Consider the following 22,696-nt stretch of genomic DNA (forward strand, 5'->3'; position numbering starts at 1 on the left):
CCGGCGCTCAGCTCGCGTCGACCGAGGCGAGCCACACGGCGGCGTTCGGGGGCAGCGCAGGACCGTCCAGCACCATGGTCGACAACAGCACGTCGCCGACCGGCAGCTCGACGGCCACGTCGCCCGTGTTGGCGAGCACGGTGACGCCGCCGCTGCGGAAGGCGACCACGCTCTCGTCGTAGCCGTCGACCCACACGAGGTGGGCGGCGCCGAGCTCGTGCTCGGCGCGCAGGGCGAGGGCCGATCGGTACAGCTCGAGCGTCGAGCCCGCCACGCCCTGCTGCTCGTCCCGGGCGTAGGTCGACCAGTCGTCGGGCTGCGGCAGCCAGGAGGCGCCGGTCGCGCTGAACCCGAAGGCCGGCGCCCCCGATTCCCACGGGATGGGCACGCGGCAGCCGTCGCGCCCGTAGCGCTCGCCGTCGGTGCGGAACCACGTCGGGTCCTGGCGGCTCTCGTCGGGCAGCTGGACCGCCTCCGGCAGTCCCAGCTCCTCACCCTGGTAGAGGTAGGCGCTGCCGGGCAGCGCGAGCATCACGGCCGAGGCCGCCCGGGCACGGGCGAGGCCGAGCTCGGGGATCGGCAGGCCGGCGCTCCTCGGGCCGATGCCGTGGCCCTGCGGGTTCTCGGCCGTGAGGGCGAGACGGCTCGCGTGGCGCACGACGTCGTGGTTGCTGAGGACCCAGGTGCTGGGTGCGCCGACGCTCGAGAACGTCTCGATCGACTGGTCGACGACGCGGCGGATCGCGGTCGCGGACCAGCCCGTCTCGAGGTAGGCGAAGTTGAACGCCTGCTGCATCTCGTCGGGGCGCACCCACTTCGCGAGCTTCGACAGGGGCTCGACCCACGCCTCCGCCACCATGACGCGGTCGCCCGGGTACTCGGCCAGCACCTGGTGCCACTCGCGGTAGATCTCGTGCACGCCGTCCTGGGCCCAGTAGGGCGGGGTGGCGTCGGCGCCCTCGCCGCCGCCCATGCTGCCGGCGTCGGCGGGCGGGGTGTAGTCGGGCAGCCCGGCGGCCTTGATCATGCCGTGGGCGACGTCGACGCGGAACCCGTCGACGCCGCGGTCGAGCCAGAAGCGCAGCACGTCGACGAAGTCGGAGCGGACGAGCGGGTTGGTCCAGTCGAGGTCGGGCTGCGAGGTGTCGAACAGGTGCAGGTACCACTGGCCGGGTCGGCCGTCGGGCTCGACGAGGCGCGTCCAGGCCGGTCCGCCGAAGACGGACTGCCAGTTGTTCGGCGGCAGGTCGCCGTCGGGCCCCGTGCCGTCGCGGAACATGTACCGCGCCCGCTCGGCCGAGCCGGGGGCCGCGGCCACGGCGGCGCGGAACCAGGCGTGCTCGGAGGACGTGTGGTTGGGCACGAGGTCGACGATCAGGCGGAGGCCGAGCTCGGTCGCGCGGGCGCGCAGCGCGTCGAAGTCGTCGAGCGTGCCGAAGAGCGGGTCGACGTCGACGTAGTCGGCGACGTCGTAGCCGGCGTCGTGCTGGGGCGACGTGTAGAAGGGCGACAGCCAGACGGCGTCGACGCCGAGGTCGGCGAGGGCGTCGAGCCGCGAGGTGATGCCGGGCAGGTCGCCGACGCCGTCGCCGTCCGCGTCGGCGAACGAGCGCGGGTAGACCTGGTAGATGACGGCCGTTCGCCACCACTCGCCGCCGCGCTCGGCGCCGGACGACGGGGCCGACTCGATGTCGGCGACGGTCGTGGTGTCGGTCTCGGAGGGGGAGTCGAGCGTGTCGCCCGTGGTCTCGTGTGAGGACATCCCGCCACGATACGGCAGCTGCGGGGCCCGTCCGCCCGGTAGCGTGGGACTCCCACGACACGGATCGGCGGACCCCTGGACTCCTTCAGCGACCTCGCGAACGGCGACTGGTCCGACGACCCCCGCCCGTTCCCCCTGGCCCTCGGCACGAACGTCTTCGGCTGGACGGTCGGCGCCCCGACGGCGCTCGAGCTGCTCGACCTGTTCGTCGGCGACGGGGGTCGCGTCGTCGACACGGCCGACGTGTACTCGGCCTGGCTCCCGGGCAACTCGGGCGGCGAGTCCGAGGCGATCATCGGGCGGTGGCTCGCCCGCCCCGGCAACCGCGACCGTGTCCTCGTGAGCACGAAGTGCGGTCAGCACCCGGCCGCGCCCGGCCTGTCCAGGGCGAGCATCCGCGCCGCCGTCGAGGCCTCGCTCACCCGTCTCCGCACCGATCGCATCGACCTGTACTCGGCGCACTTCGACGACGACGAGACGCCGCTCCGCGAGACCGTGACGGCCCTGAGCGAGCTGGTCGACGAGGGCAAGATCCGCTTCGCCGGGGCCTCCAACTACTCGGCCGCCCGCCTGCGCCAGGCCCTCGCCATCGCCGACAGCGACGGCCTGCACCCGTTCTCCGTCGTGCAGCACCCCTACAACCTGGTGAGGAGGGGCGAGTACGAGACCGAGACCGCCCCGGTCGTCGACCACTTCGGCCTCGCCCTCCTCCCGCACTCGTCGCTCGCCAGCGGCCTGCTCACGGGCAAGTACCGGGGCGGAGACGCCCCGCGGTCGTCGCCGCGCGAAGGGCGGGCGGCGAGCTACGCCACCCCACAGGCCCTCGGGGTGGTCGAGGTCGTGGCCGAGGTCGCCGAGCGGCACGAGGTCGCGCCCGCAGCCGTCGCCGTGGCCTGGCTGGCATCGAGGCCAGGTGTCGTGGGGGCACTGGCCAGCGCTCGCACCGTCGAGCAGCTGGACGACCTGCTGGGAGCGGCGTCGGTCGAGCTCGACGCGCGCGACCTGGCGGCCCTCGACGCGGCGTCCGCACCGCAGCCGACCTAGGCGGCGCCTCCCCGGCGGGCCGAGCGGGCTCCCCGGGAGGCGGGGCGTCAGCGGCCGAGGACGACGATCGTCCGGGCGCCCGGGTCCCAGCGCCGACCCGCGACGAGGCCCGTGACCGTGACCGTGCCCGTGGCCTTGGCGCCCGCGTCCTCGGGGGCCCCACGCGCCTCCTCGTCCTCGAACGCCTCGACGGCGGTGAGGGCCTGGCCCACGGACTCGGCGTCGAGCCGGCTCGCCAGGGTGACGTGGGGCACCCAGAGCCCCGGAGAGGAGTGCGGCACGTCGTCGTCGCCGCCCACGATCGCGTGCACCTCGGCGTGCAGCTCGAGGAGAGCGCGCGTGGCGACGACCGAGCGCACGAGCACGTGCCCTCGACCGCGTCCGAAGACCAGCGGCGCCCCCAGCTCGATCGGCAGCGGCAGCAGCCGGTCGAGCAGCGCGGCCAGCGCCTGGTCGGTCCTGCCGTCGATGCTGCGCCGTGCCAGCAGCGTCACGTGAGGGGCGTTCGAGCTGCTCGCGTGGTCGGCCTGCGAGGGCAGCCCGGCATCGGACAGCGCGGCCCACTGGGCACGTATCCGGGCGTCGGCCGGGCCGTCGAGCAGGAGTTCGATGCTGTGCACCCGTCGATGATGCCCTCGTCGAGGAGGCGCGGGCGGGGTGTCCTCAGAGCGGTCTCGGCTCTGCTAACCTTGTCTGGTGCCGAACGGCAGTCGCCCTCCTGGGGTCGACTGAAAGCGGTCACGCCCCGATAGCTCAGTGGTAGAGCACTTCCATGGTAAGGAAGGGGTCGTCAGTTCAAACCTGACTCGGGGCTCCGGCTGGTCACGGTCACACCGTGCAGACAGCTTGCGGCGGGGTAGCTCAGTTGGTTAGAGCACACGGCTCATAATCGTGGTGTCGCGGGTTCGAGTCCCGCCCTCGCTACCGCAAGGCCCTGATCGTGCACAGCACGAGCGGGGCCACTGTGTTTCCTGGAGCGGTTCCGCTGCTCGCCGACGCGGCCCTTCCTGATCGCGGCGACCCGGCCGTCGCATACGCTCAGGGGATGTCCCCGAGCATCCACAGCATCGGCACCGCCGTCCCGTCGACGATCATCGGGCAGGACCACATCCGTGACGTGTTCCGCAGCCAGCCGGGGCTCGGCCGCCTCGCCCCCCGCCTGATCGGGGCGGTGTTCGACGGCGCCCAGATCGCCACCCGCCACACGGTGATCGACGAGCTGGGGTCCGAGCAGACCGAGCACGCCGGACAGACGCGCGAGGGCGCCGAGCAGCCCGGGGGCGCCGACTCCGCACCCATCCCGGTGTTCTTCGACCGGGCCGGGGGCCGGATCCTCCGCCCCGGCACCGGGGCCCGCAACGACGTCTACGTCCAGCGCAGCCCCGACCTCTTCGTCCGGGCGGCCGAGGAGGCGCTGGCCGGCGCCCCGGGGATCACCGCAGCAGACGTCACCCACGTCGTCACCGTGTCGTGCACCGGCTTCTTCGCGCCCGGGCCCGACTACCTGCTCGTGCGCCGCCTCGGGCTCGCGCCCTCGACCCGCCGCCTGCACATCGGCTTCATGGGCTGCTACGGCGCCTTCCCCGCCTTGCGGGCCGCCCGCGACACCTGCCTGGCCGAGCCCGACGCGGTCGTGCTCGTCGTCTGCGCCGAGCTCTGCACCCTGCACCTGCGGAGCTCGGACGACCCCGACGCGATCGTCGCCTCCTCCGTCTTCGCGGACGGTGCCGCCGCCGCCGTCGTGTCGTCGCGACCAGCCGCGAGCAGGTCGCCGGTGCTCGACCTCGACGTGCTCGAGACCGTGCTCACGCCCGTCGGCGCGGACGACATGGCCTGGAGCATCGGCGACCAGGGCTTCGACATGGTGCTGAGCAGCTACGTGCCGCACATCGTCGAGGAGCACGTCGACTCCGCGCTGGCACCGCTGCTCGAAGCCGGCGGCGTCACCGTCGCGGACGTCGACGACTGGGCCGTGCACCCGGGGGGCCGCAGCATCCTCGACCGGGTCGAGTCGCAGGTCGGCCTCAGCGAGGCGCAGCTGGCGCCGTCGCGCAGGGTGCTGCGCGACTACGGCAACATGTCGAGCGCGACGGTGCTGTTCATCCTCCGGGAGCACCTCGAGGGCCGCAGGGTCGAGGGTCGAGGAGGCGAGGGCGCGGACGACGCGCCCGTCACCTCGGCCGCACGGCGGGTCTGCGCGATGGCCTTCGGGCCGGGCCTCACCGTCGAGAGCGCGCTGCTCACCCGCCGGGTCGGCGCCTGAGCGTGGTCCTCTCCGAGGTGCAGCCGTCGCGGGACCCGCGTGGTCCCGTCGTCGACGTGGCGAGGCGCGAGGTCGGGCTCCGCGAGCTGATGGACGACCCCGACTGCGACCTCGGCCAGCTGAGGCGCACCTACGCCGTCTTCCCCGTCGTCAACGGCCTCGTCGCCGGCTGGCGGCGGGCGTACCGCGAGAGGATCCGTCCGCTCCTGTCCGCGGATCGGTCGACGACCCTGCTCGACCTCGGATCGGGCGGCGGGGACCTCGCGCGGTCGCTCGCCCGGTGGGCCCGCCGCGACGGGCTGCGCCTGGCGGTGACGGCCGTCGACCCCGACCGTCGGGCCCACGACTTCGCGAGCGCCCGACCAGCCGTCGGCGTCGTCCACCGGTGCGCGTCGAGCGGCGACCTCGTCGACGCGGGCGAGCAGTTCGACGTCGTCGTCTCGAACCACGTGCTGCACCACCTCGACGACTCGTCCAGGGCTGCAGTCCTGTCCGACAGCCGCGCGCTCGCCCGGCGGCTCGTGCTGCACAGCGACATCCGGCGGTCGCGGGCCGCCTACGCCGGGTACTGGGTCGGGACGCTGCCGCTGGCGCGCACCTCCTTCGTCCGGGTGGACGGGCTGCGCTCGATCCGCCGCAGCTGGACCGACGCGGAGCTGGCCCGCGAGCTGCCCGTCGGCTGGACGGCGGTCCGCCGGCCGCCCTTCCGCGTCTGGGCCGTGCTCGACCTCGCCGCGGGCGCCGCGGACCCTGGGCCGCGCTCGTGATCACGCACGACGTCGTCGTCGTCGGCGGGGGGCCGGTCGGCGTGCTGGCCGCCGCCCTGCTCGCCGCTCGTGGCCTCGACGTCCCCGTCTGGGAGCGTCGCGCCGAGGAGCCGAGCCTGTCCCGCGCCATCGGCGTGCACCCGCCGTCCCTGGACGTGCTCGACCGGGTCGGCGCGGCCAAGCCGCTCGTCGCCGATGCGGTGCCCGTGCGTCGCGGCGTCGCGCGCAGCGGCGGGCGCACCCTCGGCACGGTCGACTTCGACCGGGCACATCCCCGCTGGCCGTTCGTCGCCGCCCTGCCGCAGCACCGCACCGAGCAGCTGCTGCGCCAGCGGCTCGAGTCGCTCGCACCGGGCTCGCTGCGGCGGGGCGTCTCGCTGGACGCCCTCGAGCAGGAGCCCGAACGCGTCCTGCTCCACGGGACGGCCGAGGGGCGGACGGTGGAGGCGGCAGCCCGCTTCGTCATCGCGGCCGACGGTGCGCGCAGCTCGCTGCGCGGCGCCCTCGGGATCGACGCGCCCCTGAGGCGCTACCCCGATCGCTACGTGATGTGCGACGTCGCGGACGACACCGGTCTCGGCGCCGACGCCGTGGTGCACCTGGAGCGTCGGGGCGTCGTCGAGTCGTTCCCCCTGCCGGGCGGGGTGCGCCGCTTCGTGGTCCTGCTCGACGCGGACGGCGACGACGACGGCGACGTCGGCGTGGTGCAGGATCGCGACGCCGCACCCGACGCCGAGCTGGTCGCGAGCCTCGTCGCCGAGCGCACCGGCCTCGACCTCGACCCCGGCACGGCGACCATGACGAGTGCGTTCGGCGTGCAGCGGCGGCTGGCCCGGCGCACCGTCGCCGGACGGGTCGTCCTGATCGGCGACGCCGCCCACGAGATCAGCCCGATCGGCGGCCAGGGGATGAACCTCGGCTGGCTGGACGCGGCCGCCGTCGCACCCGTCCTCGCCCGGGCGCTCCGCGCCGCAGGAGGCCGACGCCTCGACCCGGCCGCCTTCCGGGCCTACGAGGAGGCGCGTCGCCGGTCGGTCGTCCGCTCGGCGCGCCAGGCGGAGATCAACATGGCCCTCGGCCGTCCCGTCGGGACCGTCGTCGGTGCAGCTCGGCAGGTCGGCCTGTCGGCGGCCCTCCACCTGCCGACCCGCCGCCTCCTCGCCTCGCTCTACTCGATGCGCTTCGTCTGACCGACACACCTCGCCCGCCAGGTAGGTCCGTGCAGATCAGGCGACGAGGGCCGTGCCCGCGAGGGCGAGCGACACGACGAGCACGAGTGCAGCGGCGATGACCAGCCGGAACAGCCCTCGCGTGGCCGCGCCCCGACGCACGAGCCTCGCCCCGACGACGGACAGCACGAGGGCGGCTGCCGCCCCGACGAGACCCGCGCCCGTGCGGACGGGCGTCAGGGACCCGTCGAGGAGGAGCCCACCGGCCGTCACGACCGCCGCCGTCCCCAGGGCGGCGAAGGCCACGAGCCCCGCGCGCAGGCGTCCGAGGCGGTGGGGGAGCCCGACGACGCCGGTCCGGGCGTCGTCCTCGAGGTCGGGCAGCACGTTGGTGAAGTGGATCGCGACGCCGAAGGCCGCGCCCACGACCAGGGCCCAGGCCGCAGGTGCAGCCGGCGGCGCGTCGGCGAGGGTGACCACGGCGGGCAGGGCCCCGAAGCCGAGGAGGAACGGCACGGCCGACCAGGCCGTGCGCTTGAGCCCGAGGTTGTAGGCCCAGCCGGCGGCGAGGAAGACGAGGTGGGCGATGCCGGCGGCCCAGCCGAGGACGAAGGTCAGGCCGATCGCGAGGACGGTGACGACGCTGACAGCGACGACCGCGGCGGCCGTCGAGACGAGGCCGAGGGCGAGGGGCTTGTCGCGGCGCCCGACCTGACGATCGCGTGCCGCGTCGACGAGGTCGTTGGAGAGCCCGATCGACAGCTGGCCGGCCAGCACGGCGGCGCCGAGAAGCAGGGTGCGACCGACCCCGAGGCCGACCGCCGTCGCGAGGACGACCGAGAGCACCGTCACCGCGACGGTAGGGCCGGGGTGCGTGGACCGGGCCAAGGCCGCGATCGTGGAGACGCGCGAGGCCGTCACGCGTACGACCTGCGGAGACGAGAGCGCACGCGGGGGGAGGCCCGAGAAGTGGGTCGAGGGGGAGAACGAGTGAGCACGTCCGGGCCGGGGGAGACCCGGACGTGCCCGTCAGCCGCTCGGGACCCGTGAAGGGACAGATGGATCAGGACCTGTCCCGGGCCGTCGATCGAGGGCTCGCGTCGAGTTACCATCCCAGACGTGGGGGAAGTGTACGACGCGAGCCCTCGCAGCGGTAGAGCCATCGAGCAGACTCGGCTACTGGCCGCGACCGGTCTTCTCCTGGAGGCGGTCGATGTGCTCGCTCGCCTTGGCCTTGCTGAGGTCGGCGGGCAGCTCTTCGCCTGCCTCGCGGGCGAGCGTGTCGAGGTAGCTCTTCTGCGGGCCGGTCATCGGCTCGTCGCCGGTGACCCAGTCCTCAGGGTCTTTGGAGGCGGTGGTGGAGGGGTCGGGACGTTCGCCGCCCAGGGTCTCGCCGCTGCCTTCGTCGGCGCTGCCAGCGTCGGCGCCGGAGGCAGGTGCTCCGCCGCCCTCGGGTGCTGCGGGGTCGACGGGCGTGATGTCAGGGTCGATGTTCGAGTCGCTCATGGGGAGAACGTACGCCGCGCCCCCGACATCGGCCCCGGTTAGACTCGACGCCGTGCCTGTGAACCCCGATCTGCAAGGGCGGGTCCTCCCGCCGGCCCCCGCCTACCTCGTCGGCCGGGAGAAGGTGCGCGAGTTCGCCCGCGCCACCGGCTCGACCAGCGCCCTGTCGCTCGACCCCGAGGCCGCGCGTGCCGCGGGCCACGCCGACGTCGTCGCCCCGCCGACCTTCCCCGTCGTCGTGCAGGAGGCGACCCTCGCGCAGCTCCTCGCCGAGCCCGACGCGGGCATCGACTTCTCCCGGGTGGTGCACGGCGAGCAGCGCTTCCGCTACAGCCGGCCGGTGGTGGCGGGCGACGAGCTCACGGCCACGCTGACGGTGACCAGCGTCAAGTCCCTCGGCGGCAACTCGATGGTGACCGCCTCCTCCGACATGGTCGACCAGGCCGGGGCGCACGTCGTCACCGCGGTGTCCACCCTCGTGGTGCGGGGGGACGACGCGTGAGCGCCCTCGAGGTGGGCCAGGTCGTGGCCCACAAGACGTACCCGCTGACACGTGACTCGCTCGTCCGCTACGCCGGCGCCTCCGGCGACTTCAACCCGATCCACTACCGCGACGACGTCGCGGAGTCGGTCGGCCTGCCGGGCGTGCTCGCCCACGGCATGCTGACCATGGGCACGGCGGTGCAGCCCGTCGTCGAGTGGCTCGACGGCTCGGGCGACGACGCCGGTGTGATCGGATGGATCTCGGACTACCAGGTCCGCTTCACGCGCCCGGTGGTCGTGCACCCGGCCGAGGGTGCCGAGCTGTCGGTGACCGCGAAGGTCGCGGCGCTCGACGACGAGGCCGGCACGGCCCGGGTCGACCTCACCGTGACGGTCGACGACAAGACCGTGCTGGGCAAGGCCCAGGTCGTGGTGACCCTGGCGTGACCTCCTTCTCCGAGCTGACGACGATGCGCGTCGGAGGCGAGCCCGGGCGGTTCGTCACGGTCGACGGCACGGACGAGCTGATCGAGGTCGTGCGCGCCGTGTGGGCCGACGACGAGCCCTGGTTCGTCCTCGGCGGCGGCTCGAACACCGTCGCCGCCGACGAGCCGTTCGACGGCACCGTCGTCCACGTGCGCACGCGAGGCGTCGAGCGGCTGGACGACGTCGACGACCGGGTCCGCCTCCGGGTCGCCGCGGGCGAGCCGTGGGACGACCTCGTGGCCCTCACGGTCGACGAGGGCTGGTCCGGCCTCGAGGCGCTGAGCGGCATCCCCGGCTCGACGGGCGCCTCCCCGATCCAGAACATCGGCGCGTACGGGCAAGAGGTCTCGTCGACGGTCGTGTCGGTCGACTTCCTCGACGCCGACACCGGCGAGTTCGTCCGTGTGCCCGCGGCGAACCTCGGCCTCGGCTACCGCACGAGCGTGTTCAAGCAGGGCAGGGCAGGCGTCGTGACCGCTGTCGAGTTCGCGCTCCGCGACGGGGGAGGCGCGAGCGAGCAGGTCTCGTACCCGCAGCTCGCCGGGGCCCTCGGCGTCGACCTCGGGGCCCGGGTCTCGGTCGCCGACGTGCGGTCGAGCGTGCTGGCCCTCCGCGCCTCCAAGGGCATGGTGCTCGACGCCGGCGACCGCGACACGTGGTCGAGCGGCTCGTTCTTCACCAATCCGGTGGTGTCCCGACAGGCGGCCTCGGAGCTGCCCTCGGACGCCCCGCGCTGGCCGATCGACCCCGAGCCCGAAGATCAGGTCGTGCCGCTCGGCGAGGCTCCGGCACCGCCGCCTCCGCCGACGAGCGGGGCCGTCAAGCTCAGCGCCGCCTGGCTGATCGAGCAGGCGGGCGTCGCGCGCGGCTTCCGCCTGCCGGGCTCGGGAGCCGCGATCTCGACGAAGCACACGCTGGCCCTGACCAACCGGGGCAGCGCCTCCGCCGGCGACGTGGTCGAGCTCGCCCGCTTCGTGCAGCAGCGGGTGCTGGCCGAGTTCGGCGTCCTGCTGCGCCCTGAGCCGGTGCTGCTGGGCCTCGACCTCTGACCCGACGTCGGTCGTCTGCGGTGCCCGTGGGGCGGTCGTTCACCGGGACAGCTGCTCGGGCTCCTTCGGATCGCTTGAGGTCACGTGACGTCGCGAAGGCCGCCGTCAAGCTCCGCGACCGCAAGCCCACGTTGACTACCTCGCAGGAGAAGCACCTGGTGCAGCTGCACCGCACCGGCGCCCACACGACGAGCGACATCGGGCGGCAAGAGGGCCCGATAGGGGATCGTCCTGCGGCCGCAGCTGACCGGACCCGCGGTCATCGTGCTCTAGGCCTTCACCGACGTGTTTCCGCCTCCTCCTCCGGAGTAGCTCTCGTCGGGAGCGCTGTCCGATGGACGACTGGCTACGGGGCGCAGGCTTCTGTGGAACGTGCTGACGAGTGTCAGTCTCGGTCGCGTCGCCCATCGCGATGCAGGCCGACGATGATCGCGGTGAACCCGATGGGAAGACCTAGGTAGACCGGCATCATCGGGGCATGAGAGCCGGGACAGTCGCCTGCAGAAAGACCCTCGCTGGTGTCCTGGCTGTTCTCAGCGATGTCGATCCGTATGGTCTCGAGCCTGGTCAGCCGGACGGTGCTCCGTCGGATGAGTACGAGATGGAGGCAGTCGATCTGGTTCGCATCCTCCTCGAAGTCGGCACCGTCACCAGCCATGATGTCGAAGCGGTCTGGATGCGCTGGTTCTCGGAGTCGCTCGTCCTTCGACTCGGACCGCCCCGAACGGCACGACTGGTCGATCGCTTGAACGGACTCGTGGAGAGCGCCCGGTAGGGGATCGGCTACCGAACGGGCGGCACCTCTCGTCGTGCAAGTCGGCGCAGGCTCGATCCCGCCGTGACGCCGGCACCTGTTGCGGCAACGAGGCCGACAGTGGCCCCGGAAAGCGGATCACCGACGAGGAGACCCATGGCCAGGCCTGCGGGGACACCGATAACTGCTGCTGCGGCCGATACCGCTGATGTCCGGCTCCTCGCTCTGCCCCAGCGGTGTCGCTGCCGCCACAGCGACGCGCAGCCGAGTCCGGCAACTGCTCCGATGAGGGCGAACGCCACGGCAGCAGGAACTGCGTAGACGAGCGCGATGACGACCCATCCCGCGATCCCGGCGCCGTCGAGTCCGGCGAAGGCGCCCCACACGACCATCCACACGATGGGCAGCAGCAGCGCACAGCCGGCACCGACCACTGCCCCCGTCCCGACCAAGACGCGCACATCCGATCGCGGCGCGCGCACCGGACGTTCCACGGCAACGCTCATGAGGACTCCCCCTTTTCCATGAGGCTAGAGCTTGGGCCCGGGCATGAGCATCCCCCCGACCAGGTGCGTCAACTCTCCTGAGATGCAGGGCTCGAGGTCGTGCGTCGGTTGATGGTGTCGCCGTTCCAGGAGAGGTCGGAGTTCTCGTCGACCGGGTATGCCTCGAAGCGGTCGTCTGTGAGGATCGAGTCGATGAGCGTTCGGGAGCCGGCGACGATCGTGGAGTCCCAGTCGATCTCGGTGGCCAGTACCCAGGCGTGGTCTTCAGGCCAGAGCAACTGCGGTGGTTCGTCGGTTCGGAAGCCGATGTGTCGACCCCAACCGGGCTCTGCGAGCTCCGCGGTGTCGGTCTGGGCCAGGACGTAGTCGTACCGATCGATGGTCACCGATCGGCCGACGAGGCCCTGGCCGGTGCCGCCGACCCAGTACGCCGCGAGGGCGTCGTCCGGTGTCGCGGTCTGGACCCTCAGCAGCGGTGCAAGGGCTGCCAGCACTTGCGGGTCGAGGTACCCGACGTCGCTGGTGCCACCACGTGGCTCATCGAGGTCGAGCAGCCGCTCCCACTGGACGAGAGGGTGCATGACCTTGCCGGCTGCCGTGGCGACGTCAGACCACCGGCGGCTTTCCCAGGCGCCGCCTCCCGTGGGTCGAGGGTGAAGGACGCGCGCATAGGCCTCGAAACCGTACCCCGCGACGGAGCCGACCCTCGCCCAGCCTCCGAGGCGGTACATCCGCGGCCCTAGCCAGGCACCGCGTTCGACATCGTCGATGATCTCCATGGTCGCGACCTTGTCATGCGTGCGAAGCCGTGCCAAGGACGAGTACTCGTTCAGGGACTGCGTCGGACTGGGGGATCGGTCGGCGGCGATGCTTCGTAGCTTGCCTAGTCCATGCGCTAGCTCAGTTCTCGTGAGGCCCGGGACAGCTGCCCGTGGCTCCTGGTCCACTTCTAGACTGGCGCGGTGACGCAAGTGGCTGGGGTCGGCTTCGACCTCGACGGGACGCTGTTCGATCACTACGGTTCAGCCCGGTCTGCCGTGGTCCACTTCCTCGGCTCGCTCGGTGTGGTCGCGTCGGACTCGACTCTCGACAGCTGGTTCGACGCCGAGGAGCAGCACTTCGAGCGCTGGCGTGCGGGCGAGATCAGCTTCTCGGAGCAGCGCCGTGAGCGCCTGCGCTCGGTCCTCCCTCCGCTCGGGGTCGACGTCCCTTCCGGTGACGTCGATGTCGACGAGCTGTTCGGCGGTTATCTGCGGGCGTACGAGTCGTCATGGCGAGCATTCCCGGATGCGCTTCCACTTCTTCAGAGCCTGCGTGCGTCCGGTCATCGCATCGGGCTGCTGACGAACGGGACGGAGGCTCAGCAGCTAGCGAAGCTCCGGCGCACAGGTCTCCTCGTCGAGTTCGATGTCGTCTGCACGTCTGAGCGCATCGGTTTCTCGAAGCCCGACGTGAGGGCCTTCGCCGTCCTCGCCTCCGAGCTCGGAGTCCGGCCGGGGGCATGCCTGTTCGTCGGCGACGACCCGAGGAAGGACGTCGACGGAGCCAGGGCAGCCGGGATGAAGGCGCTGCTGGTCGACGGCCACAGGCGTCGTGGGCTTCCGATCGGTGAGTTGGTCGGGTCCGCCATCGCCCGTTCTGCGGGTGCCCGTGAGGGGATCGTCGAGGGGGCGGTTCGGGGAAGGTCGACCACGGCCGGACAGTGGTCGATCCGAGCAGGTCTCGAGCCCTTGAGACCAGGGCCGCATTGCCGCTAGCGTGGAATTAGGCCCAGACCCCGCCTGCCCATCACGGACTTCTCGTGTCCAGTGATGCCCAGTGCTGCGGCGGCCTGTCGACCTGAACCCGGTAGGCCGTCGCGTCCCCCGATCGGCGTTTCGGCCCACCCCTGCCCTGTTGCACGCTGTGCAGTGCACGTCGTAGGACGTCTCTAGGCCCGCCCGCCCTTTGCGGGCGACATGTGTTGTGCGTACGGTGGTCGTGTCGTTCGGGGATTCGGGTCCCCGATTGACGGGTGGGGCCGCCATGTCGGGTGCATGAAGCCGGCTCCGCCGCTCTCAGCTCCGCACCGCTCTTGACGCAGGAATGCCGATCTCGATCGTGGCGCCCGATGGACCGTCCTTGAGTGGCTGGACCACAGGTCACGACCGTCCCTGCCGCTCGAGCACTCGACGACGCGAACGCGTTTACCAACTGGGCCGGCTTATGTCTAGTTCTGCCGTGGTGGTGTTCGGCAGGAGCAGTCTGGTGACGTCTTGAGCGCGGTTCAGGTTCTCAAGGCGGGCGATCGCACCGTTCGGGTTCGGTGCGAGCTGCGGGCGGCAGGGTCCCGATCGGGTCGGGACCCTGCCGCTCTTCGTCCGGCAGCGGTCTACAGTCGGGTCCTGAGGAGAGGCAAGCGGACACGTCCTGAGGCGTGGTGCGGTCACGATGCGTGGCACCGCGGACACGGCCGGCGCAGTGCGAAGTGAGATCCGCACACCCCCACACAGCCCAGACCCTGCTGTCAGCACCGTTTCGGCGTTCTCCCCATCGGAGTGCCCCATGGGATACATCGTCTACGACGGCGACGTCCTCGAGTTCAAGGTCGAGGATCGTCTCCTCGCCCATCTCCAGATCGTCATCGTGAACAAGTTCCGACAGAACGAGTCCTTCATGTTCTCCTGGAAGGAGCCGGTCGAGACCGGCGACGGAAGGTCCACCGTCTGGTTCTCGCCGAACATCGGCCTGCGGTTCAAGTTCGCCGGGAGCCGCACGGTCGAGATCAACCCGACGTGGCTCGCTGCCCTGTACGCCAGCGCCGCCTCGGGCAGGGGCCTCTACCCGGAACCGGAACCCGACGTGGATCCCCTGACCGACCTCCCCGGGGTGACCGGGAGGCACGTCGACTGGGCCAACGACCGCCCTGAACCGCCACGGACCCGGGCGGCCAGGCCGCCGGGTCGCTCCTAGCCCGGCAGACGCAGACGCAGACGCAGATAGTTCTAGCGGGGGTGCCCGGTAGGGGATGGCGCACCGAAGGCGCCGGCGTCACTCGGGCGGTCGCCCGTTCCGCCCGTCGACCCCTCGGCCGCTCCCGCCCCCCCGCGCGACGGCTGCAGACCACGTCTCGAGAACCCGGCTGTCACCGATCCCGGGAGATGATGGGTCATGTCCAACGCCGACGGCCTCCGGTCTCGCCTTCAGCAGCGACGGGTCCCTCGCGTCGCTGCTGTGCTTCTCGCAGCAGCTCTCGTGCTCCTCGTCGTGCTTCCCCTGTTGCCCAGTCCCTCCGTCTCGGGCGGCGCGCGACTCGGGTTGTTCCTCCTGCCCCTCCCGCCGCTCCTGGCTCTCGGGGGCTCACTCGCAGCCCTTCTCGACCGGAAGATCGGCAAGAACAGCACGACCCTGTGGGCCGTGGGCTCAGCCGTGTTCGGGCTCGTCTGCGTCCCGGCACTCCTCGTGTTCGTCACCCTCACGGCGGGGCCCTGAAGGGCGGTCTGCCTGTCCGACGCGACCACGAGGGGCTGACCTTCGTCGTCCATCCCGACGGCGCACCCGTTCCCGACGACGTCGACCGGCTCCCGGACGACGTCCCGGTGCGCGAGCGATCCCGACAGGGGACGGGCGAGCGGTCAGGACTGGCGGGAGACGAAGACGTTCTCGGACACGGCTGTGAAGCCGTCCGGTGCGCTCATGCCGTCGGGGACGATCGAGTACGTGATGCCGTCGGGCCCCGCGGCCCGGGTGACGCCTCCGCCACAGCCGACGATCCAGTCGTCCGCATCGGGATAGGCGATCACGCACGAGGTGTCGTCGTCCTGGTGGCTCGCCACCCAGAGCTCTGCCCCGTCGTGTTCCCCTACCCATCGGATCGACTCCCGGTCCAGGTCCTCCGTGGCGTAGGAGGGGAGCTCCGCCGGCAGCGGATGATCGACCGTCGGGGCCTGGTCCAGGTCGCTGGAGGTCCGCAGAGTCCGCCCGTGCCCCCGCCGTCAGCCGTGCACGGAGGGCAGCCAGCCCCGCTGCATCGCGAGGGTGACCGCTCGGGTGCGGTCGCCCACGCCGAGCTTCTCGAACACGTGCTGCAGGTGCGTCTTGACGGTGGCCTCGCCGACGAAGAGCCGCAGCCCGATCTCCCTGTTCGAACAGCCCTCGGCGACCAGGACGAGCACCTGCGTCTCTCGGGGACTGAGCGGGCTCGCTCCCGCGCCGCCCGCTCCCGCGCCGCCCGCACCCGCGCCGCCTGCGCCTGCGCCCGGGCCTGCGGCTCCGCCCCCGCCCTCCGGCCCGGCCCCGTCGGGCTCCGCCGCCCGTCGAGCACGGCCCACGAGCAGCGCCGCCATCGACGGCGCGAGCGCGACCTGCCCGGCGACCACCGAGCGGAGCCCCGCGAGCAGCTCCTCCTCGGGCGCCGCCTTGAGCAGGTAGCCGCTCGCGCCTGCCTCGACGGCGCCGAGGATGGCGTCGTCCGACTCGTAGGTGGTCAGCACGACGACGCGGGCGGTCGGGACGTCCCGGAGCACCCCCTCCGTCGCGGCGACGCCGTCGAGCCTCGGCATGCGCAGGTCCATCAGCACGAGGTCGGGCCGCAGCTCGGCGGCGAGCTCCACTGCCTCGACCCCGTCGGAGGCCTGGCCGACCACCTCGAAGTCGGGCGTGGCCGTGAGCATCGCGGCGAGCCCCTGCCGCATGATCGGGTGGTCGTCGACGACCAGGGTGCGGACGCTCACGACGGCTCCCCGCTCGGCAGGTGCGCCGTCACGGTCGTGCCGCCGCCGACCACGCTGACGACCCCGAGCCGCCCGCCGGCCAGCCGCAGCCGCTCGTCGAGTCCGTCGAGCCCGAAGCCGTCCCGCGCGGCGGCAGGGTCGAACCCGCCACCCTCGTCGCTCACCGAGAGCACGGTGTCCGTCCCGGACCCGCGGGCGAGCGCGACGTGCGCCGAGCGCGACCCGCTGTGCTTGCGGACGTTGGCCAGCGCCTCCTGCGCCGCCCGGATCACCACGACCTGGTGGTCGCGCGGCAGGACGAGCCCCGGCTCGACGTCGACCGCCACGGCGACGCCGCTCTCGCGCGAGAACCGCGAGGCGAGCCGTCGCAGTGCGTCGGCGAGGTCGCCGCTGTCGAGCCCGGAGGAGGCGGTGGCCGCGACGAGCGTGCGGGCGTCGGTCAGCGCGTCCCTGGCCGACGACTCGATGAGCTCGAGCTGCGCGAGGCCGGCCGCGGCGTCGCCGGCCGCGACCGACGACCGTGCCTGTTGGCTGAGCATCACGAGCCCGGTGAGGCTCTGCGCGACCGTGTCGTGGATCTCGCGGGCGAGGCGCTCACGCTCGGCCACGGTGCCGGCCTCGCGGTGCCGGGTCGCCAGCTCGTCCTGGGCGGCGCGCAGCTCGTCGAGCAGCCGGCCCCGCTCGGCGCCGGTGTGGGCGATCGACGTGATCCACAGGCCGAGGGCGATGCTGAACAGCAGCGAGAGCCCCTCGCTCGTGGCGGCCGTCGCGAGCGTGTCGGGCGACCAGCCGAGGCTCGCGACGAAGCCCGCCGAGATCGCGAGGCAGAGCAGGACGTTCGCGACGACCGCCGAGCGGGGCGTCGGGAGCACGGTCCAGAGCAGGGGCATGAGGAACGCCTGGACGACGGCGAGCTGCGGCGCGCCGGCGACGGCGAGCCCGCCGACGACCACGACCGCCGCGACGACCGTGATCTCCGCCCGGCCCACCTGGTCGTCGTCCCTCCGCACCACCGGCCGTGCGAGCAGCAGCCAGGTCAGGACGGACAGCCCGGTCGCCGCGAGGGCGAGCGGGCGGCTGCCGACGGCGCTGCCGCCGTCGTCGCTGCGGCTGCCGGCCTCGGAGGCGAGAGCGAGCACGACGAGCACCACGGCCGTCGCCCCGGCCCCGACGTCCCACCAGCGCATCGCGACGCGGCTCGTGCCCGGGCGCGCGCCCGGGTCGCGGCTCGCGGCGGGAGCGCCCTCGGCTGCCGTGGCGGTCATGTCCGTCACCGTACCGTCCCGCGAGCCCGCGGTGAGGCGTCCTTCCGGCCCCAGCGGAACGTCAGCCGGGCCGCGACCGCGCCGGCCACGAGCCAGACGGCCAGCCAGAGGGCCACGCCCGGCAGGTCCCAGGTGCCGCCGACCTCGGCCGCCGCCGACGACTCGGGCAGGAACACGCTCCGCATGCCCTGGGCGAGCCACTTCAGCGGGAACGCCGAGGCGACCTGCTGGAGCCACGTCGGCAGCTGGGCGAACGGCAGGTACACGCCCGACACGAACTGCAGCACGAGCGTGATCGGCACGATGACGGCCGTGGCGCTGCGCCCGGTGCGGGGGACCCGCGACAGGGCGATCCCGATCAGCGCCGAGCCGGCGAGGCCGAGCAGCCACACCCCGCCGAAGGTCGCCCACGACGACGCCTCGGTCGGCAGCGGCACCCGGAACAGCACCCGGGCGAGGACGAGGAGGAGCGCCACCTGCAGCAGGTTCGTCACGACCACCTGCCCCAGCTTCCCGAGGAACCAGGAGGCGACGGGCAGCGGGGTGCCCGCCAGCCGCTTCAGGGTGCCGTCGGAGCGCTCGACGGCGATGTCGATGCCGAGGGCCTGGACGCCGGAGAGCAGGACGCCCGCGGCGATCATCCCCGGCAGGTAGTACGCGGCGGCGTCGACGGCAGAGCCGTCCGGCCGCACCCCGTACGAGCCTGACGCGCTGAAGGCGGTCGAGAAGATCGCGAGCATCACGACGGGGAAGAGGAACGTGAAGAACACCGTGTCGCCGGCGCGGAAGTAGGTCCGCACCTCGTGGCGCACCTGCACGCCGGCCAGGGCGAGCACGCGGCTCACGACGTCGCCGCCTCGGCGACGAGCTCGAGGTAGACGTCCTCGAGCGACGGGCGCACGACCTCGAGGTCGCGCAGCTCCGCCCCCGCGCCGTGCAGGCGCGCGACGAGGCCGCCAGGGTCGGCCGTCCGCTCCTCGTGCCGGCCGCCCGCGTCCGACCAGCGCACCAGCGGGGTCCTGGCCGCGGCGCTGCCGATCTCGTCGGGGCGTCCCTCGGCGACGACGCGCCCCTCCGTGACGACCGCGACGCGGTCGCTGAGCTGGGCGGCCTCGTCGAGGTAGTGGGTGGTGAGCAGGATGCTCGTGCCGTCGCCGGAGAGCGACCGGATCAGGTCCCAGAACCGGCGACGCGCCTCCGGGTCGAAGCCCGTCGTGGGCTCGTCGAGGAACAGCAGCTCGGGATCGCCGACGATGCCGAGGGCGACGTCGACGCGGCGGCGCTGGCCGCCCGAGAGCGCCCGCACCCGCGTGCTCGCCTGGGCCTCGAGCCCGACCGCGGCGACCACCTCGTCGACGTCGCGCGACCGCGGGTAGAGGGCCGCCATGTGGGCGACCTGCTCACGGACGGTCGAGGTCCCCTGCTCGGCCGAGGTCTGCAGCACGATGCCGATGCGGGCCTTCCAGTCGAGCCCGCCGTGTCGCGGGTCCGTGCCGAGCACGAGGGCTTCGCCACCGGTGCGGTCGCGGTGCCCCTCGAGGATCTCGATCGTCGTCGACTTGCCGGCGCCGTTCGGGCCGAGCAGGCCGAGCGTCTCGCCGGGCTCGAGGTCGAACGAGACGCCGTGCAGGGCGGTCGTGCGCCCGTAGGTCTTCGTGAGGTCGCGCACTCGCACGACGGGCTGTGGGGTCATGCTCCGAGCCTCGGACAGGAGGCGCGGGCACGGCACCCCGGTTCGGGCTACCCGCATCCCCCGACCGGTGGATGCTGCCGGTGGACCCGACCGGTGGACCGGATCGGCGGACCCGGCCCGCGCCTCCTACGAGAAGAGGCGCTGGAGACGCTGCACGCCCTCGAGCAGCTGGTCGTCGCCGAGGGCGTACGACAGGCGCAGGTAGCCGCTCGGCCCGAACGCCTCGCCGGGCACCGTGGCGACGTCGGCCTGGTCGAGGACCAGGTCGGCGAGCTCGAGGGAGGTGGTGGGCGTGACGCCGCCCCACTCACGACCCAGCAGGCCGCTGACGTCGGGGTAGACGTAGAACGCGCCCTCGGGGGTCGGGGCGACGACGCCGTCGATGGCGTTCAGCTCGTCGACGATGCGGCGACGGCGCACGTCGAAGGCCCGGCGCATCGCCTCGACCTCGTCCTGCGGGCCGGTGAGCGCCGCGAGGGCGGCGCGCTGGGAGACGTTCGACACGTTCGACGTGAGGTGCGACTGCAGGTTGGAGGCGCCGGCGATGACGTCGGCCGGGCCCACCATCCAGCCGACGCGCCAGCCGGTCATCGCGTAGGTCTTGGCGACGCCGTTGACGAGGATCGTCTGCCCGGCGAGCTCGGGCACGGCCTCGGTGATCGAGACGGCGCGCACGCCGTCGTAGACGAGGCTCTGGTAGATCTCGTCGCTGATCACCCAGGTGCCGGTCTCGAGCGCCCACCGGCCGATGGCCTCGACCTCGGCGGGGGAGTAGACGGCCCCGGTCGGGTTCGAGGGCGAGCAGAACAGCAGCACCTTCGTGCGCGGGGTCCGTGCGGCCTCGAGCTGCTCGACCGTGACCTTGTAGCCCTGGTCGGCGCCGGCGAAGACCTCGACCGAGACGCCGCCCGCGAGGGAGATCGCCTCGGGGTAGGTGGTCCAGTACGGAGCGGGCAGGAGGACCTCGTCGCCCTCGTCGAGCAGCGCCTGGAACGCCTGGTAGACGGCTTGCTTGCCGCCGTTGGTGACGACCACCTGAGTCGGGCGCACCGAGGTGCCGCTGTCGCGGAGGGTCTTCTCGGCGATCGCCTCGCGCAGCTCGGGCAGGCCCGCGCCGGCCGAGTAGCGGTGGTTGCGCGGGTCGCGCGCCGCCGCGACCGCCGCCTCGACGATGTGGTCGGGCGTCGGGAAGTCCGGCTCGCCGGGGCCGTAGCTGATGATCGGCCGGCCCTGGGCCAGGAGCGACTTGGCCTTGGCGTCCACCTTGAGGGTGGCCGACTCGGCGATGGAGGCGATGCGGGACGAGAGGCGGCGTGTCGGCTGGGTCACGACGGCCACCCTATCCGGCGGCCCGGGGCCCCGACAGGGCACGCGGGCCGGGCCCGTCGGCGCGCCCCGGCTTTGCAACACCGCAGGCGCTCACCTACACTTGTCGAGGCGGTCGGACACCGCGGAGTCGGCGCGCGCCTCAGGGCGAGCACCGGTCGCAGTCCGGCCCGGGGGCTCCGGCCCCATAGGGCGGTGGCTCAATTGGTAGAGCAGCGGTCTCCAAAACCGCAGGTTGCAGGTTCGAGTCCTGTCCGCCCTGCAGCCCGGCCGGGCTGCCCCGACTGGTCCACCAGAGACCAGCGGGGCGGCCCGGATCACGGACCAGGCCCTCGGGTCGACCCTCGGAAGGTAGATACGACAGTGGCGAGAAAAGACCTCGACGTCCCCAGTGAGGACGTCGTCGACAAGGCGAAGTCCGACAGCGCAGCGCGTCGCAGTCCCTTCGCCCGCATCGCCCTGTTCATCCGCCAGGTGATCGCCGAGCTCAAGAAGGTCGTCACCCCGACCCGCAAAGAGCTGCTGAGCTACACCGGCGTCGTGCTGGTCTTCGTCGTCATCATGATGGCGCTGGTCACCGGCCTCGACTCGCTCTTCGGCCTCGTCGTCGGCTACGTCTTCGGCAACGGCCCCACCGGCAGCTGACCCTGCCCGCCGGCTGCCGGACCACCCGGTCCGCGCCGTGCCCCTCGATCCTCTGCGGTCGGCAAGCCGACATCGCCGGCCGACCCCCTGAACGGAAGTAGATACACAGTGCCTGACAACGAGCGCGACGACATCGATCTCGCCCCCGCCGCCGAGCAGTCCTCCGAGGTCGCCGAGACCCAGGAGGGCGACGTCGTGGACGTCGACTCCGACGGCGACCAGGGCTCGGCCGAGGAGTCCGCGATCACCGTCGTCGACGAGGGCGACGAGGGCACGACCGACACGGACGACCTCGACGGCCTGCTCGACACGCTCGCCGAGGCCAGCGACCCCGAGGCCGACGCCGTCGTCGACGACGCGCTCGACATCGACGACGCCGCCGAGGCGGAGGCCGCCGTCGAGGCGACCGACGACGAGGCCGACTCCGAGGCCGAGGAGCTGGCGAACGAGGGTGACGCCCCCGGCGCGAACGCCGTCATCGCCGAGGCCGAGCAGTCCGTCCAGGACGCCGACGCTCAGGTGGCCCAGGACGACGTCGACCTCGACGTCGTCAGCGAGCAGGCCGACGCGGTCGCGACCGAGGCCGAGGACGAGGCCGAGGTCGACCCCTACGAGGCCTTCCGCTACGACCTGCGCGGCAAGCCCGGCAAGTGGTACGTCATCCACAGCTACGCCGGCTTCGAGCGACGCGTCAAGCAGAACATCGAGAACCGCATGGTCTCCCTGACCATGGAGGACTACATCTACCAGGTCGAGGTCCCCATGGAGGACGTCGTCGAGATCAAGAACGGGCAGCGCAAGCTGGTCACCCGCGTGCGGATCCCCGGCTACGTGCTCGTCCGCATGGACCTCAACGAAGACTCCTGGTCGGTCGTCCGCCACACCCCCGGCGTCACCGGCTTCGTGGGCAACGCCCACAACCCGACGCCCCTCCGCTTCGAGGAGGCCTTCCAGATGCTGAAGAGCCTCGTCCAGGTGCAGGAGGCGGCACCCGCCGCCAAGGGCTCGGCCAAGGGCGGCAAGCAGGCCCAGCGGGTCATCCCCGCCGAGGTCGACTTCGAGATCGGCGAGACGATCACCATCAAGGAGGGCTCGTTCGCCGGGCTTCCCGGTACGATCAACGAGATCAAGCCCGAGAGCGGCAAGCTCACGGTGCTGGTCTCCCTGTTCGAGCGCGAGACTCCCGTCGAGCTCAGCTTCGACCAGGTCACCAAGCTCTAGTCCCCCAGGACGACAGCCCCACAGCTCCCCTAGATCACCGGAGTC

Annotated in this window: 25 protein-coding genes and 3 tRNA genes; 16 read left to right on the forward strand and 12 right to left on the reverse strand. The window is 72.5% G+C overall.

The window, feature by feature from the left end; all coding sequences use genetic code 11:
• Positions 1-7: 7 nt before the first annotated feature.
• Positions 8-1,762, reverse strand: a complete 1,755-nt coding sequence (locus ES689_RS01145; RefSeq protein WP_146899117.1) for an alpha-amylase family glycosyl hydrolase — start codon at positions 1,760-1,762, stop codon at positions 8-10.
• Positions 1,763-1,897: 135 nt separating this feature from the next.
• Between ES689_RS01145 and ES689_RS01150 the strand changes: the two genes are divergently transcribed.
• Entirely contained in the window at positions 1,898-2,806 is a 909-nt protein-coding gene (locus ES689_RS01150) for an aldo/keto reductase (protein WP_370512336.1), read from the forward strand.
• A 47-nt stretch (positions 2,807-2,853) separates the two neighbouring features.
• Here the strand turns inward: ES689_RS01150 and ES689_RS01155 are convergent, their stop codons facing one another.
• Positions 2,854-3,426, reverse strand: coding sequence for a 2'-5' RNA ligase family protein (locus ES689_RS01155; RefSeq protein ID WP_146899123.1), 573 nt, complete (start codon positions 3,424-3,426; stop codon positions 2,854-2,856).
• A 122-nt stretch (positions 3,427-3,548) separates the two neighbouring features.
• Here ES689_RS01155 and ES689_RS01160 point away from each other — a divergent pair.
• The 5 genes from ES689_RS01160 to ES689_RS01180 all read left to right on the forward strand — a co-directional run bounded on the left by ES689_RS01160 (position 3,549) and on the right by ES689_RS01180 (position 7,026).
• Positions 3,549-3,620 (forward strand) — tRNA-Thr (locus tag ES689_RS01160).
• Between the two features lie 36 nt (positions 3,621-3,656).
• Positions 3,657-3,730 (forward strand) — tRNA-Met (locus tag ES689_RS01165).
• 121 nt (positions 3,731-3,851) lie between these two features.
• Positions 3,852-5,069: a type III polyketide synthase gene (locus tag ES689_RS01170; RefSeq protein ID WP_146899125.1), complete on the forward strand. Its 1,218-nt coding sequence runs from the start codon at positions 3,852-3,854 to the stop codon at positions 5,067-5,069.
• A 2-nt stretch (positions 5,070-5,071) separates the two neighbouring features.
• Positions 5,072-5,836 carry a class I SAM-dependent methyltransferase gene (locus ES689_RS01175; RefSeq protein ID WP_223269315.1) on the forward strand — a complete coding sequence of 255 codons (765 nt, stop codon included), beginning with the start codon at positions 5,072-5,074 and terminating at the stop codon, positions 5,834-5,836.
• The gene (locus ES689_RS01180; RefSeq protein ID WP_191330113.1) at positions 5,833-7,026 is read left to right on the forward strand and encodes an NAD(P)/FAD-dependent oxidoreductase; all 1,194 of its coding nucleotides are present in this window, start codon (positions 5,833-5,835) and stop codon (positions 7,024-7,026) included. Before ES689_RS01175 ends, ES689_RS01180 begins: the two co-directional genes overlap by 4 nt.
• Positions 7,027-7,062: 36 nt before the next feature.
• On the opposite strand, the gene ES689_RS01185 is transcribed toward ES689_RS01180, so the two are convergent.
• Together ES689_RS01185 and ES689_RS15760 are read right to left on the reverse strand one after the other, a co-directional pair.
• Positions 7,063-7,857 carry a UbiA family prenyltransferase gene (locus ES689_RS01185; RefSeq protein ID WP_255515925.1) on the reverse strand — a complete coding sequence of 265 codons (795 nt, stop codon included), beginning with the start codon at positions 7,855-7,857 and terminating at the stop codon, positions 7,063-7,065.
• A gap of 324 nt (positions 7,858-8,181) precedes the next feature.
• On the reverse strand, positions 8,182-8,391 hold the full coding sequence (locus ES689_RS15760; RefSeq protein WP_223269422.1) for a DUF3072 domain-containing protein: 210 nt from the start codon (positions 8,389-8,391) through the stop codon (positions 8,182-8,184).
• A 172-nt stretch (positions 8,392-8,563) separates the two neighbouring features.
• On the opposite strand from ES689_RS15760, the gene ES689_RS01195 reads away from it, so the two are divergent.
• From ES689_RS01195 to ES689_RS01210, 4 genes are all read left to right on the forward strand, one after another.
• Positions 8,564-9,013 (forward strand): MaoC family dehydratase N-terminal domain-containing protein, encoded by a 450-nt coding sequence (locus ES689_RS01195; RefSeq protein WP_133737874.1) that lies wholly within the window; start codon positions 8,564-8,566, stop codon positions 9,011-9,013.
• On the forward strand, positions 9,010-9,441 hold the full coding sequence (locus tag ES689_RS15765) for a MaoC/PaaZ C-terminal domain-containing protein (protein WP_146899131.1): 432 nt from the start codon (positions 9,010-9,012) through the stop codon (positions 9,439-9,441). The genes ES689_RS01195 and ES689_RS15765 overlap by 4 nt, the downstream gene beginning before the upstream one ends.
• Positions 9,438-10,529 (forward strand): UDP-N-acetylmuramate dehydrogenase, encoded by a 1,092-nt coding sequence (locus ES689_RS01205; RefSeq protein WP_223269317.1) that lies wholly within the window; start codon positions 9,438-9,440, stop codon positions 10,527-10,529. The genes ES689_RS15765 and ES689_RS01205 overlap by 4 nt, the downstream gene beginning before the upstream one ends.
• A 478-nt stretch (positions 10,530-11,007) precedes the next feature.
• Positions 11,008-11,304 carry a hypothetical protein gene (locus tag ES689_RS01210; RefSeq protein ID WP_146899136.1) on the forward strand — a complete coding sequence of 99 codons (297 nt, stop codon included), beginning with the start codon at positions 11,008-11,010 and terminating at the stop codon, positions 11,302-11,304.
• Between the two features lie 8 nt (positions 11,305-11,312).
• On the opposite strand, the gene ES689_RS01215 is transcribed toward ES689_RS01210, so the two are convergent.
• Complete coding sequence (locus tag ES689_RS01215) at positions 11,313-11,789, reverse strand: hypothetical protein (protein WP_146899139.1); 477 nt, start codon at positions 11,787-11,789, stop codon at positions 11,313-11,315.
• A gap of 68 nt (positions 11,790-11,857) precedes the next feature.
• Entirely contained in the window at positions 11,858-12,568 is a 711-nt protein-coding gene (locus tag ES689_RS01220) for a hypothetical protein (protein ID WP_146899142.1), read from the reverse strand.
• A 183-nt stretch (positions 12,569-12,751) separates the two neighbouring features.
• On the opposite strand from ES689_RS01220, the gene ES689_RS01225 reads away from it, so the two are divergent.
• The 3 genes from ES689_RS01225 to ES689_RS01235 all read left to right on the forward strand — a co-directional run bounded on the left by ES689_RS01225 (position 12,752) and on the right by ES689_RS01235 (position 15,260).
• Positions 12,752-13,546: an HAD family hydrolase gene (locus ES689_RS01225; RefSeq protein WP_146899145.1), complete on the forward strand. Its 795-nt coding sequence runs from the start codon at positions 12,752-12,754 to the stop codon at positions 13,544-13,546.
• A 787-nt stretch (positions 13,547-14,333) separates the two neighbouring features.
• Positions 14,334-14,741, forward strand: coding sequence for an ATP-dependent DNA ligase (locus tag ES689_RS01230; RefSeq protein WP_191330115.1), 408 nt, complete (start codon positions 14,334-14,336; stop codon positions 14,739-14,741).
• 261 nt (positions 14,742-15,002) lie between these two features.
• Positions 15,003-15,260 (forward strand): hypothetical protein, encoded by a 258-nt coding sequence (locus ES689_RS01235; RefSeq protein WP_146899148.1) that lies wholly within the window; start codon positions 15,003-15,005, stop codon positions 15,258-15,260.
• Between the two features lie 143 nt (positions 15,261-15,403).
• On the opposite strand, the gene ES689_RS01240 is transcribed toward ES689_RS01235, so the two are convergent.
• The 6 genes from ES689_RS01240 to ES689_RS01265 all read right to left on the reverse strand — a co-directional run bounded on the left by ES689_RS01240 (position 15,404) and on the right by ES689_RS01265 (position 20,788).
• A complete protein-coding gene (locus tag ES689_RS01240; RefSeq protein ID WP_191330117.1) occupies positions 15,404-15,571 on the reverse strand; it encodes a hypothetical protein in 168 nt (55 codons plus the stop codon).
• Between the two features lie 192 nt (positions 15,572-15,763).
• The gene (locus ES689_RS01245) at positions 15,764-16,501 is read right to left on the reverse strand and encodes a response regulator transcription factor (RefSeq protein WP_223269318.1); all 738 of its coding nucleotides are present in this window, start codon (positions 16,499-16,501) and stop codon (positions 15,764-15,766) included.
• A complete protein-coding gene (locus ES689_RS01250; RefSeq protein ID WP_146899153.1) occupies positions 16,498-17,766 on the reverse strand; it encodes a sensor histidine kinase in 1,269 nt (422 codons plus the stop codon). Before ES689_RS01250 ends, ES689_RS01245 begins: the two co-directional genes overlap by 4 nt.
• Positions 17,767-17,771: 5 nt before the next feature.
• The gene (locus ES689_RS01255; RefSeq protein ID WP_146899156.1) at positions 17,772-18,611 is read right to left on the reverse strand and encodes an ABC transporter permease; all 840 of its coding nucleotides are present in this window, start codon (positions 18,609-18,611) and stop codon (positions 17,772-17,774) included.
• Complete coding sequence (locus tag ES689_RS01260; protein WP_146899159.1) at positions 18,608-19,459, reverse strand: ABC transporter ATP-binding protein; 852 nt, start codon at positions 19,457-19,459, stop codon at positions 18,608-18,610. Before ES689_RS01260 ends, ES689_RS01255 begins: the two co-directional genes overlap by 4 nt.
• Positions 19,460-19,585: 126 nt before the next feature.
• On the reverse strand, positions 19,586-20,788 hold the full coding sequence (locus ES689_RS01265; RefSeq protein ID WP_146899161.1) for a pyridoxal phosphate-dependent aminotransferase: 1,203 nt from the start codon (positions 20,786-20,788) through the stop codon (positions 19,586-19,588).
• Positions 20,789-20,974: 186 nt separating this feature from the next.
• Between ES689_RS01265 and ES689_RS01270 the strand changes: the two genes are divergently transcribed.
• The 3 genes from ES689_RS01270 to nusG all read left to right on the forward strand — a co-directional run bounded on the left by ES689_RS01270 (position 20,975) and on the right by nusG (position 22,651).
• Positions 20,975-21,047: transfer RNA gene (locus ES689_RS01270), tRNA-Trp, on the forward strand.
• Between the two features lie 101 nt (positions 21,048-21,148).
• On the forward strand, positions 21,149-21,430 hold the full coding sequence (gene secE / locus ES689_RS01275) for a preprotein translocase subunit SecE (RefSeq protein WP_123546700.1): 282 nt from the start codon (positions 21,149-21,151) through the stop codon (positions 21,428-21,430).
• 108 nt (positions 21,431-21,538) lie between these two features.
• Positions 21,539-22,651 (forward strand): transcription termination/antitermination protein NusG, encoded by a 1,113-nt coding sequence (gene nusG, locus ES689_RS01280; protein ID WP_146899164.1) that lies wholly within the window; start codon positions 21,539-21,541, stop codon positions 22,649-22,651.
• The last annotated feature ends 45 nt before the right edge of the window (positions 22,652-22,696 follow it).

This window comes from Frigoribacterium sp. ACAM 257 (assembly GCF_007954365.1).
Taxonomy (GTDB): Bacteria; Actinomycetota; Actinomycetes; order Actinomycetales; family Microbacteriaceae; genus Frigoribacterium.

What these genes read in the sequence shown, in the direction of transcription:
- ES689_RS01145 (WP_146899117.1), bottom strand. Translation starts at nt 1,762, where the DNA reads ATGTCCTCACACGAGACCACGGGCGACACGCTCGACTCCCCCTCCGAG.
- ES689_RS01210 (WP_146899136.1), top strand. Translation starts at nt 11,008, where the DNA reads ATGAGAGCCGGGACAGTCGCCTGCAGAAAGACCCTCGCTGGTGTCCTG.
- ES689_RS01250 (WP_146899153.1), bottom strand. Translation starts at nt 17,766, where the DNA reads ATGACCGCCACGGCAGCCGAGGGCGCTCCCGCCGCGAGCCGCGACCCG.
- ES689_RS01260 (WP_146899159.1), bottom strand. Translation starts at nt 19,459, where the DNA reads ATGACCCCACAGCCCGTCGTGCGAGTGCGCGACCTCACGAAGACCTAC.
- ES689_RS01230 (WP_191330115.1), top strand. Translation starts at nt 14,334, where the DNA reads ATGGGATACATCGTCTACGACGGCGACGTCCTCGAGTTCAAGGTCGAG.
- ES689_RS01215 (WP_146899139.1), bottom strand. Translation starts at nt 11,789, where the DNA reads ATGAGCGTTGCCGTGGAACGTCCGGTGCGCGCGCCGCGATCGGATGTG.
- ES689_RS01170 (WP_146899125.1), top strand. Translation starts at nt 3,852, where the DNA reads ATGTCCCCGAGCATCCACAGCATCGGCACCGCCGTCCCGTCGACGATC.
- ES689_RS01220 (WP_146899142.1), bottom strand. Translation starts at nt 12,568, where the DNA reads ATGGAGATCATCGACGATGTCGAACGCGGTGCCTGGCTAGGGCCGCGG.